This is a genomic window from Corallococcus sp. AB032C, from assembly GCF_003668935.1.
Lineage (GTDB): Bacteria > Myxococcota > Myxococcia > Myxococcales > Myxococcaceae > Corallococcus > Corallococcus exiguus.
Genome location: NZ_RAWP01000051.1, coordinates 54,856 through 64,935, shown reverse-complemented (window position 1 = coordinate 64,935; position 10,080 = coordinate 54,856). Strand labels below are relative to the sequence as shown.

8 protein-coding genes and 1 pseudogene are annotated in these 10,080 nt (G+C 68.2%); 7 read left to right on the top strand and 2 right to left on the bottom strand.

Going from position 1 to position 10,080, the window contains the following annotated elements:
- Together D7X99_RS22560 and D7X99_RS22555 are read right to left on the bottom strand one after the other, a co-directional pair.
- Window positions 1–746: pseudogene (locus tag D7X99_RS22560) on the bottom strand (serine/threonine protein kinase); the annotation flags it as partial.
- An 82-nt stretch (window positions 747–828) separates the two neighbouring features.
- Window positions 829–1,581 carry a TIGR02266 family protein gene (locus D7X99_RS22555; RefSeq protein ID WP_121758465.1) on the bottom strand — a complete coding sequence of 251 codons (753 nt, stop codon included), beginning with the start codon at window positions 1,579–1,581 and terminating at the stop codon, window positions 829–831.
- Between the two features lie 104 nt (window positions 1,582–1,685).
- On the opposite strand from D7X99_RS22555, the gene nuoE reads away from it, so the two are divergent.
- From nuoE to D7X99_RS22520, 7 genes are read left to right on the top strand one after another with little or no spacing between them, the layout of a single operon-like run.
- Window positions 1,686–2,174, top strand: coding sequence for an NAD(P)H-dependent oxidoreductase subunit E (gene nuoE, locus D7X99_RS22550; RefSeq protein WP_120579121.1), 489 nt, complete (start codon window positions 1,686–1,688; stop codon window positions 2,172–2,174).
- Window positions 2,175–2,214: 40 nt separating this feature from the next.
- Window positions 2,215–3,555, top strand: a complete 1,341-nt coding sequence (gene nuoF, locus D7X99_RS22545; protein ID WP_121779572.1) for an NADH-quinone oxidoreductase subunit NuoF — start codon at window positions 2,215–2,217, stop codon at window positions 3,553–3,555.
- Window positions 3,552–4,058: an NADH-quinone oxidoreductase subunit J gene (locus tag D7X99_RS22540; protein WP_121779571.1), complete on the top strand. Its 507-nt coding sequence runs from the start codon at window positions 3,552–3,554 to the stop codon at window positions 4,056–4,058. The genes nuoF and D7X99_RS22540 overlap by 4 nt, the downstream gene beginning before the upstream one ends.
- A gap of 25 nt (window positions 4,059–4,083) precedes the next feature.
- Window positions 4,084–4,386 (top strand): NADH-quinone oxidoreductase subunit NuoK, encoded by a 303-nt coding sequence (nuoK, locus tag D7X99_RS22535; protein WP_120527355.1) that lies wholly within the window; start codon window positions 4,084–4,086, stop codon window positions 4,384–4,386.
- Window positions 4,387–4,411: 25 nt separating this feature from the next.
- Window positions 4,412–6,640 (top strand): NADH-quinone oxidoreductase subunit L, encoded by a 2,229-nt coding sequence (gene nuoL, locus D7X99_RS22530; RefSeq protein ID WP_120594063.1) that lies wholly within the window; start codon window positions 4,412–4,414, stop codon window positions 6,638–6,640.
- The gene (locus D7X99_RS22525) at window positions 6,637–8,328 is read left to right on the top strand and encodes a NuoM family protein (RefSeq protein WP_121779570.1); all 1,692 of its coding nucleotides are present in this window, start codon (window positions 6,637–6,639) and stop codon (window positions 8,326–8,328) included. The genes nuoL and D7X99_RS22525 overlap by 4 nt, the downstream gene beginning before the upstream one ends.
- A 15-nt stretch (window positions 8,329–8,343) precedes the next feature.
- Complete coding sequence (locus D7X99_RS22520) at window positions 8,344–9,903, top strand: NADH-quinone oxidoreductase subunit N (protein ID WP_120579126.1); 1,560 nt, start codon at window positions 8,344–8,346, stop codon at window positions 9,901–9,903.
- Window positions 9,904–10,080: the final 177 nt, after the last annotated feature.

Here is a 10,080-nt window from a genome sequence, read left to right as displayed (position 1 = left end):
GTCGAGGCGGGAGGGGGCATCGGAGCGGGCGCGGCGGCGAGCGGAGGGGTGATGATGAGCGGTTGGGACGCGCTGGGAAGCGGCGCGGTCACGACAACGGGCTGGGACGCGGGCGCTGGCGGCAACCCGATGAAGGTCTCCCGGCGTCCTTCCGCCGGGCCGTCCTGGCGCAACGCCGGCTGGGGCTGCGGCGTCGCGATGGGCGGCGGCTGCGCGGGCTGCATCTGGGTGGCGGCCTGCGCCAGGTCCAGCGCCGGCATCGCCACGCGGTGCGTGCGCGACGGCGGCACCGGCGGCGGCCCCACCTGGGACTGGGAGGAGGCCCCGGCCGAGGAGGCATCCACCTCCGCCTCGTCCAGGAGCAGCTCCGGCGGCGGCGGCGGGACGCTCATCGGTTCGTCCTCGTCCAGCGGACGGCCGATGTGCGGGGCGTCCTCCACCGGCAGGAGCTGATCCGCGAAGAAGTCGTCGACCTCCGACGCGAACCGGTCCTGCAGGTCCCCCTCCACCACCCGCTCACCCGTTTCGGTGAGCTTCAGCTGGGCCTCGCGGTCCATGGCGATGTAGTGGAACTTGCGCAGGAAGAAGAAGTAGTTGTCGAACTCCAGCGAAACGGACGGTTCGAGGGCGGCCTTCACGTCGGCCAGCTTGTTCGAGCGTCCCAGGCGGCCGTTCTCCCGCAGATTCTGCAGGATGAGCAGCGCCTCTCCACTGACGGTGTCACGATGGATGGCGGGCTTCGTCATGGGTGCGCGGACTCTACGCGGCACCCGCCCGGCGCTTCAACGTCTGCCGCGACGAAGAAGCGCCTGGGGAATCACCCGGGTCCTACCGGATGCGCAGGAGCTGCTTCACCGTCTCCAGCACTTCCACGAACCGCACGGGCTTGCGCAGGTAGATATCCACCCCCAGCTGCATCGCCCGGTCCTGGGCCTCCTTGCCACCCGCGGAGATCGCGATGACCGGGATGCCCTTGAGCTCCTCTTCCTCCCGGATGCGCTCCACCAGGGCGAAGCCGTCCATCACGGGCATGTAGAGGTCCAGCATCACCAGGCTGAAGCGGTCCTCGCGCAGCCGCAGCAGGGCGTGGTGGCCGTCCGGGGCGAAGTGGACCTCCAGCGGCACCTTCCCGTGCAGGTCGTTGCTCGCGAGCTTCTTCAGCACGTAGCTGTACATCTCGATGATGTGCGGGTTGTCCTCGACGATGAGCACACGGAACCCGTCCTGCTCAGAGGGGGTCGCCGCGTTGTCGTTGGGTCCCGCCGCACTCAAGATGTCACCCAGTCGCCGCCGGTCCTGCTCGCTCTCCACACGGATGCCCACGCCGCCCGGCTGATCGGGCGCGGCAAGGCGCACCCACGCCACCGTCCCGGCGACTTCTACCGGATCCAGCAGTCCCGGGAAAGAAAGAGCAAGCCGCAGCTCATCTCCCACCGCGAAGAGCTGCTCGGTCTGGACGAAGAACCCTCCGGTGGAGAGGTTTTCCGTCACGTCCCGGACCGGACGCCCATGGGCGTAGTCCACCCGGAGGATGGTGGGGATGCGAGGGTGCTGCCGCTGGTCCGCAGGGTCCAGGCTCATAACAAGGGGTTGAAATCGCTCGGTAATTTGCTGAGGGCGGCCCAGTCTACCGCCGAGGGTTTATGTTGACAACGAAGCCATTGCGGCAATACGTACGGCCCGCCATGGCGGAGCCCCTGTTCACTCCTGAAGAGCAGAAGAAGTTCGACGCGGGGATCGCGGAAATCCTCTCGCACTACCCCTCTGATCGCAAAAGCGCCGGCATGCTTCCCGCGCTGCGCCTGCTGCAGGACCTCAAGGGGTGGTTGCCTCCTGATGGTCTGCGGCTGGTGGCGAAGAATCTGGAGGTCACGCCGGAGCGCGCCTACGAGGTCGCCAGCTTCTACGTGATGTACCACCTCAAGAAGCCGGGCAAGTACGTCATCGACGTCTGCACGAACCTCTCCTGCTCCCTGTGGGGCGCGGAGAAGATGCTCGCCTACCTGGAGCAGAAGCTGGGCCTGACCGCCGGGGAGACGAACGACAAGTTCACCCTGCGCGAGACGGAGTGCCTGGCGTCCTGCGGGACGGCGCCCTGCCTGCAGATCAACGAGGATCACCACGAGCGCCTGACCCAGGCGAAGCTGGACGCCATCCTGGCCCGGCTGTCGTGAGTCGCCCCTCCTCCCCCTCGCTTTCCTAGGACGTTCATCCATGGCCTCTACGGCAAAGGCGGTCGAACCCGTCATCTCGGCGGCCTGGGGCAAGCCCCAGTCCTGGACCCTGGACAGCTACCGCTCGCGCGGCGGCTATGACGGGCTCAAGCGCGCTCTCTCCATGGAGCCCGCCGCCATCATCGACGAGGTGAAGAAGTCCAACCTCCGAGGCCGCGGCGGCGCGGGCTTCCCCACGGGCTTGAAGTGGAGCTTCGTCCCCAAGGACAGCCCCAAGCCCAAGTACCTGGCCGTCAACGGGGACGAGTCCGAGCCGGGCACCTTCAAGGACCGCTACATCCTGGAGAACGACCCGCACATGATGCTGGAGGGCATCGCCATCGCGTCGTACGCGCTGGGCGTGCACACCTGCTACGTGTACCTGCGCGGCGAGTTCAAGTTCCAGGCGGAGCGCACCCAGGCCGCCATCGATGAGGCCTACAAGGCCGGCATCTTCGGCAAGACGATGATGGGCAAGGACTTCGCGCTCGACTGCTACGTGGTCCGGGGCGCGGGCGCGTACATCTGCGGCGAGGAGACGGCGCTGCTGGAGTCCCTGGAGGGCAAGAAGGGCTGGCCCCGCCTGAAGCCTCCCTTCCCCGCGGTGGTGGGCCTGTTCGGCAGCCCCACGGTGGTGAACAACGTGGAGACGCTCGCCAGCGTGCCCCCCATCCTCGCCAAGGGCGCGGAGTGGTACGCGAAGCTGGGCACGGACAAGTCCGGCGGCACGCACCTGGTGTGCCTGTCCGGCTCCGTGAACCGCCCCGGCGTCTACGAGGTGGGGATGCACACCACCATCCTGGAGCTGATCCACGACGACCAGTACGGCCAGGGCATGCCCAAGGGCCGCAAGGTCAAGGCGGTCATCCCGGGCGGCTCCTCGGCGCCGGTGCTGGGCGCGGACGAGCTGGACGTGGCGCTGGAGTTCGAGGCGCTGAAGATGAAGCAGACGATGGCCGGCTCCGGCGGCGTCATCGTGATGGACGACGCCACCTGCATGGTGCGCAGCCTCTGGCGCGTGGCCCGCTTCTACGCGGAAGAGTCCTGCGGCCAGTGCACCCCGTGCCGCGAGGGCACGCCCTGGCAGACGCGCCTCTTGCGCAAGATCGAGGAAGGCCGCGCGGAGCTGAGCGACATCGACATGCTGTCGAACGTCGCCTCCTCCATCGCGCCCTACCCCCCCATCGGCCTGGGCAACACCATCTGCGCGCTCGGTGACGCGGCGGCGCTGCCCACGCACTCCTTCCTCATGCGGTTCCGGGACGAGTTCGAGGCTCACGTACGGGAGCACCGCTGCCCGTTCGGTGACCACCCCTGGGGTTCCTTCGGAGACTGGTCTTGAACATCGAATTGGTCCTCTTCGGCGTCTTCGCCGTCATGACGCTGCTGTCGGCGGGGCTGGTCATCACCGCGCGGAGCCCCATCAACTCCGCCATGGCCCTGGTGTCGACGTTCTTCTTCCTGGCCGGCATCTACGTGCTGCTCTGGGCGCACACGGTCGCCGTCATCCAGGTGCTCGTGTACGCGGGCGCCATCATGGTGCTCTTCCTGTTCGTCATCATGCTGCTCAACCTGGGTGACGCCCCGCACCGCGGAAAGCCCACGGTGACGCGGCTGTTGGGCGGCGCCTCCGCGGTGGGCCTGCTGGCGGTGCTGGCCGTGACGCTGGGCCGGGTGAACGCGCAGCCCGCGCAGTTGGACGCGCGGGGCCAGGCGGCGTTCGGCACCATGGCGGCCATCGGCGAGACCATCTTCACCACCTGGCTGTTGCCCTTCGAAGCGGTCAGCCTGCTCCTGCTGGTGGCCATGGTGGGCGCGGTGGTGGTGGCCAAGTCCCGCATCTGATCCTCGCGACCTTCCGGACAACCCAATGGTCCCCATCACCTACTACCTCCTGCTGGCCGCGGCCCTCTTCTGCATGGGCATGTTCGGCGTGCTGGTGCGCACCAACGCGCTGGTCGTCTTCATGTGCGTGGAGCTGATGCTCAACGCGGTCAACCTGACGTTCCTGGCCTTCGCGCGCATGCACGGCGAAGGCACCGGGCACGTGTCCGCCTTCTTCGTCATCGCCGTGGCGGCCGCGGAAGCGGCCATCGGTCTGGCCATCGTCATCGCGGTCTTCCGCAGTCGCGGGTCCGTGAACGTCGACGACATCCGGACGATGAAGCACTAACGCCCCGTCACCCCTGAGCACACCCATGGACGGATCCCTCGTCGAGTTCTTCAGAACCGCACCCATCCCCCCGGAGGTGTTTTCGCCCTCGCTGGGGTTGATCATCCTGCTGCCGCTGCTGGGCGCGTTCGTGTGCGGCGTGTTCGGCAAGTGGCTGGGCCGGGCCAACGTGCACCTGGTGGCGTGCTCCGCCATCGCCGGCGCCTTCGTGCTGAGCCTGCTGGCCTTCTGGGCCACCAGCGACGCGGCCGGCGGGCGCGTGGTGAGCATGGTCAACCCGTTCGGCATCGAGCGGGACACCATCCGCTACGCCATCGCGCACGACTACGGGACGTGGTTCGCCGCCGGTGACTTCCGGGTGAACTTCGGCCTGCTGGTGGACCACCTGTCGGGCATCCTGCTGCTCATCATCACGGGCGTCGGCTTCCTCATCCACCTGTACTCCACCAGCTACATGGAGCACGACGATGGGTACTGGCGATTCTTCGCGTACCTGAACCTCTTCGTCGCCGCGATGCTCACGCTGGTGATGGCCGACAACCTGGTCCTGCTCTTCGTGGGCTGGGAGGGCGTCGGCATGGCCAGCTACCTGCTCATCGGCTTCTGGTACACGGACAGCGCGAAGGCGTGGGCGGGCCGCAAGGCGTTCGTCACCAACCGCATCGGTGACTTCGCGTTCCTCATCGCCACGTTCCTGCTCATCCTCACGGTGGGCGCCTTCAACCGCCAGGCGGACGCGCGGGACTACAACGCGGCGTCCACGTCGCGCGCCCGCTACGAGCAGGGCATCTCCCAGAAGGGCCCCGTCACCTTCAAGGGCCTGGAGAAGCTGGCCCTGGCCCTGCCGGAAGGCACGGGCGGCGCGGTGTCCCTGGCCACGCCCATCGAGTCCGGGCCGCTGGCGGGCTACACCTTTGGCGGCGTGATGACGTCCATCATGCTGCTGTTCCTGCTGGGCGCCGCGGGCAAGAGCGCGCAGCTGCCGCTCTACGTCTGGCTGCCGGACGCGATGGCCGGCCCGACGCCGGTGTCCGCGCTCATCCACGCCGCCACGATGGTGACCGCGGGCGTGTACCTGTTCTGCCGCATGAGCTCGCTCCTGGTGCTCTCTCCCACCGCCATGGCGACCATCGCCATCGTGGGCGCGCTCACGTCGCTCTTGGCGGCGCTCATCGCCTTCGCGCAGGACGACATCAAGAAGGTGCTCGCCTACTCCACGGTGTCCCAGCTGGGCATCATGTTCATGGGCGTGGGCATGGGCGTCTTCTGGGCCGCCGCGATGCACCTGATGACGCACGCGTTCTTCAAGGCCTGCCTCTTCCTGGGCGCCGGCAGCGTGATGCACGGCAACGGGGACGAGACGGACATCAAGAAGCTGGGCGGCCTGTGGAAGGAGATGAAGTGGACGCACGCCACGTTCCTCATCTCCACGCTGGCCATCACCGGCATCTTCCCCATCATGTCCGGCTTCTTCTCCAAGGACGCCATCTTCCACGGCGTGCACCACAACCACCTGCACGGCCTGGAGTGGGTCTCCACCTTCGTCTACGTGATGGGCCTGCTCATCACCGCGTCCACGGCGTTCTACATGTCGCGCGTCTACCTGCTCACCTTCACGGGCAAGCGGTCCCCGGAAGCGAAGCTGGCGCACGCGCACGAGAGCGCGTGGCACATGACGCTGCCGCTGGTCATCCTGGCGTTCCTCGCCTTCGTGACCTTCGCCTACGCCCTGCCCCTGATGCCCCGCGTGGGCGGCGGGATGCAGCCGGTGTTCGAGAACTTCCTGTCCCCCGTGCTGCGCCCGGCGGAGACGGTGGCCCGCGTGGCCAAGACGGTGCAGCTGGACACCAGCACGCCGACCCTCGGGGACTACGCCTTCGCGTGGATGTGGGCGCTCGCGGGCGGCGCGGCCGCGGCGTTCGCCTACCTGAAGTTCTTCCCCTCGCGAGTGGGCCAGCCCGTGCCGGCCTTCGCCCGCGCGGTGCGCCGCACGGCGCTCAACAAGTTCTACGTGGATGAGCTCTACGAGTTCATCCTCATCCGGCCGGTGAAGTTCGTGGCCTTCATCCTCTTCCGCGTGGTGGACGCGCTCGTCATCGACACGGTGCTGGTGCGCGGCACCGCGTACGTCACGGAGAAGGTGGGCCTCGGGCTGCGCCGGCTCCAGACGGGTGACGCGCAGGCCTACGCCGCCATCATGGCGCTCGCCATCCTGGGCGGCGCGGTCTACGCCCTCGTGCAGGTGCTTTCATGAGCTTCTTCGACACCCACCTGTTGAACGTCGTCATCTACCTGCCGCTCGTGTTCGCGGCGCTGGTGCTGATGCTGCCCGCGTCCGAGCACGGACAGGTCCGCGCCATCACCTTCGTGGGCATGCTGCTGGACCTGGTGTTCGGCGTCTGGGCGTACCTCCGCTTCGAGCCTTCCGGCGCGGAGTTCCAGATGGAGTTCCGCGTCCCGTGGTTCCAGCAGTTCGGGATGAGCTACCACCTGGGCCTGGACGGACTCGCGGCGAGCCTGCTGCTGCTGACGGTGTTCCTGGGGCCGCTGGTGGTGCTCGCCTCCACCACGTACATCAGCCACCGCATCAAGGAGTTCCACCTGGCGCTGCTGGTGCTCCAGACGACGATGCTGGGCGCGCTGGCGTCGATGGACGTCCTGCTCTTCTACATCTTCTTCGAAGCCATGCTCATCCCCATGTACCTGCTGGTGGGCGTGTGGGGCGCCGAGGACCGGCGCATGGCGGCGGTGAAGTTCTTCCTCTACACGCTGGTCGGCTCGCTGCTGATGCTGGTGGCCATCGTGGCGGTGTACTTCGTGAGCGGCGGCCCGGGTGTGCGCTCGTTCGACTACGGCACGCTCTACAACAACCTGCTCGCCGCCAATCAGCAGCTCGCCGCGTGCACCAACGGCCCGGAGGGCGCGTGCGCGTCGCTCACGGGCATGGCCGCCACGCTGCACACGTATGGGCCGTGGATGTTCGCCGCGTTCGCGCTGGCGTTCGCCATCAAGGTCCCCATGTGGCCGGTGCACACCTGGTTGCCGGACGCGCACGTGCAGGCGCCGGTGGCGGGCTCCATGATCCTGGCCGGCGTGATGCTGAAGATGGGCACCTACGGCTTCTGGCGCTTCGCCATCCCGCTCTTCCCCGTGGCGGCGCACGCGGCCCGTCCGTTCCTCGCGGTGCTGGCTGTCATCGGCATCGTGTACGGCGCGCTGATGTGCCTGGCGCAGCGGGACATCAAGAAGCTCATCGCGTACTCGTCCGTCAGCCACCTGGGCTACTGCATGCTGGGCCTGCTCGCCGTCACCGGTGAGGGCGCCACGGGCAGCGCGTACCAGATGCTCAACCACGGCATCTCCACGGGCGCGCTGTTCCTCCTGTTCGGCTTCCTCTACGAGCGTCGCCACACGCGCCTGATGTCGGACTACGGCGGCATCGCCAAGGTGATGCCGGTGTTCACCGCGGCGTTCGTCATCATCACCTTCTCGTCGGTGGCGGTGCCGGGCACCAACGGCTTCATCGGCGAGTTCCTGGTGCTGATGGGCACGTTCAAGAGCACCCTTCCCCTGGGCTTCGGCGCGTTCGCCACGCTGGGCGTCATCCTGGGCGCGGCGTACATGCTGTGGATGGTGCAGAAGGTGTTCTTCGGCAGCATCACGCACCGGGAGAACCAGCACCTGCGCGACATGAACCTGCGCGAGATGCTCACCACGGCCCCCTTCATCGTGCTGGTGGCGGTGATGGGCCTGATGCCGCAGCCCTTCCTGGACCGCATCGCTCCGTCCACGGACCGCTACGTGGCTCGCGCCAGCGTGGGCGCTCCGGGCGCCCCCCAGGCGAAGGACGACCAGCTGCGCGTGGAGGTGATGTCCCTGCCCTCCACCGCCGCCGCGGCCCGCCCCTCCGTTCCCGCCGCGCCGCTCGCCGTTCGCGAGTAGGCCCCGAAAGACTCCATGAACCTGCCAAATCTCACCCTGGCGGATTTCCTCCCCATGCTGCCCGCCATCATCATGGTGGTGGCAGCCTGCGTCCTGCTGTTGTCGGAGGTGTTCCTCTCCGCGACGGCGTCCCGCGGCTACCAGGCGGTGCTCACCGTCGTGGCGGCGCTGGCCAGCGGCGCCGTGGCCGTGGGCTTGATGTTCGAGCCGCCGCAGGAGGTGTTCCTCGGCTTCGGCGTGTTGGACCCCTTCTCCAGCTTCCTCACCCTGGTGGTGAGCGTGGGCCTGGGGCTGGCGGCGCTGAGCGCGGTGGGCTTCCTGCGCAAGCGCGGAGCGGAGCGCGGTGAGTTCTACGCGCTGATGCTCTTCGCCTCCGCGGGCATGAGCCTGCTGGCGATGTCGTCGGAGTTCATCACCATCTTCGTCAACATCGAGGTGCTCTCCATCGCGACGTACGCGCTGACGGCGTACCTGCGCCGCGGCACGCGCCCCAGCGAGGCGGGCTTCAAGTACTTCATCCTGGGCGCCTTCTCCTCCGCCGTCCTGCTGTACGGAACGGCGCTGCTGTACGGAGCCACGGGCACGACGAAGCTCAACGACATGGCGGGCCCGCTGCAGCAGGCGCTGTCCACGTCCCCGGCGCTCGTCTACGTGGGCGCGGTGCTCATCGCCGCGGGCTTCGCGTTCAAGGTGGCGGCCGTGCCGTTCCACATGTGGACGCCGGACGTGTACGAGGGCGCTCCCACCCCGGTGACGGCGCTCATGAGCGCGGGCGTGAAGGCGGCGGCGTTCGCGTCGCTGGTCCGCGTGTTCGTCACGGTGGGCAAGGACATGGACCCCAAGCTGCCGCTGATGCTGTTCGCCACGCTGGCGCTGCTCACGATGGTGGCCGGCAACCTGATGGCGATTCCGCAGCGCAACGTGAAGCGCATGCTGGCGTACTCCTCCATCGCGCACGCGGGCTACCTGCTCCTGGGCGTGGCGGCGCTGTTCGTCGTGGCCCCGGGCGAGCACTTCCGCCTGCTGTCCGCGTCCTCGCTGTCCGGTGGCACGCCGCTGGACGTGGCGCGCTCGGACGCGCTGCGCGGCATCCTGTACTACCTGCTGGCGTACACCTTCAGCGCGACGGGCGCCTTCGCCATGGTCTCCGCGCTGGAGCGCCGCGAGGACGAGGAGAAGGGAACCGCGTGGGACCTGGAGCGCTTCGCGGGCCTCGCGCAGCGCCGGCCGGGTTGGGCGTTCGCCATGGCGGCCTTCATGCTGTCCCTGGGCGGCATCCCCCCCACGGTGGGCTTCATGAGCAAGCTGCTCATCTTCCAGGCCGCCATCGACGTGGGCCTGGTGGGCCTCACGGTGGTCGCGGTGCTCAGCAGCGCGGCGGGCGCGTATTACTACCTGCGCGTCGTGGTCTACATGTTCATGCACCCCGTCCCCGAGGGCGCCCAGCCGCTGGAGCGCAACTGGGGCACCGAGGCCGCGCTGGTCATCTCCACCGTCGCCGTCGTGCTGCTGGGCATCCTCCCCGGCCACGTCACCGACTGGCTGGCCCAGGCCGGCACGCTGTTCGGTCAGTAGCCGTTCGCCGGCAGCTCTCGGCACCCGACGCCCGCCTCGGCCCCTGGCCCTGGCGGGCGTTGTCGTTGCGGGGCGTGGCTCACGGCGTCAAACGCCGCGCGCATTGCAGAAGTGAAATGGATCCGCGCCGCGTCATGCGGGCGGACGCAACGCGGCGATGATGCAGGGAGCGGAAAA

Bases quoted from the DNA above. Each gene is read 5' to 3' on its own strand.
- nuoK (WP_120527355.1), top strand. From the start codon at position 4,084: ATGGTCCCCATCACCTACTACCTCCTGCTGGCCGCGGCCCTCTTCTGC.
- D7X99_RS22525 (WP_121779570.1), top strand. From the start codon at position 6,637: ATGAGCTTCTTCGACACCCACCTGTTGAACGTCGTCATCTACCTGCCG.
- nuoE (WP_120579121.1), top strand. From the start codon at position 1,686: ATGGCGGAGCCCCTGTTCACTCCTGAAGAGCAGAAGAAGTTCGACGCG.
- D7X99_RS22555 (WP_121758465.1), bottom strand. From the start codon at position 1,581: ATGAGCCTGGACCCTGCGGACCAGCGGCAGCACCCTCGCATCCCCACC.
- nuoL (WP_120594063.1), top strand. From the start codon at position 4,412: ATGGACGGATCCCTCGTCGAGTTCTTCAGAACCGCACCCATCCCCCCG.
- nuoF (WP_121779572.1), top strand. From the start codon at position 2,215: ATGGCCTCTACGGCAAAGGCGGTCGAACCCGTCATCTCGGCGGCCTGG.
- D7X99_RS22520 (WP_120579126.1), top strand. From the start codon at position 8,344: ATGAACCTGCCAAATCTCACCCTGGCGGATTTCCTCCCCATGCTGCCC.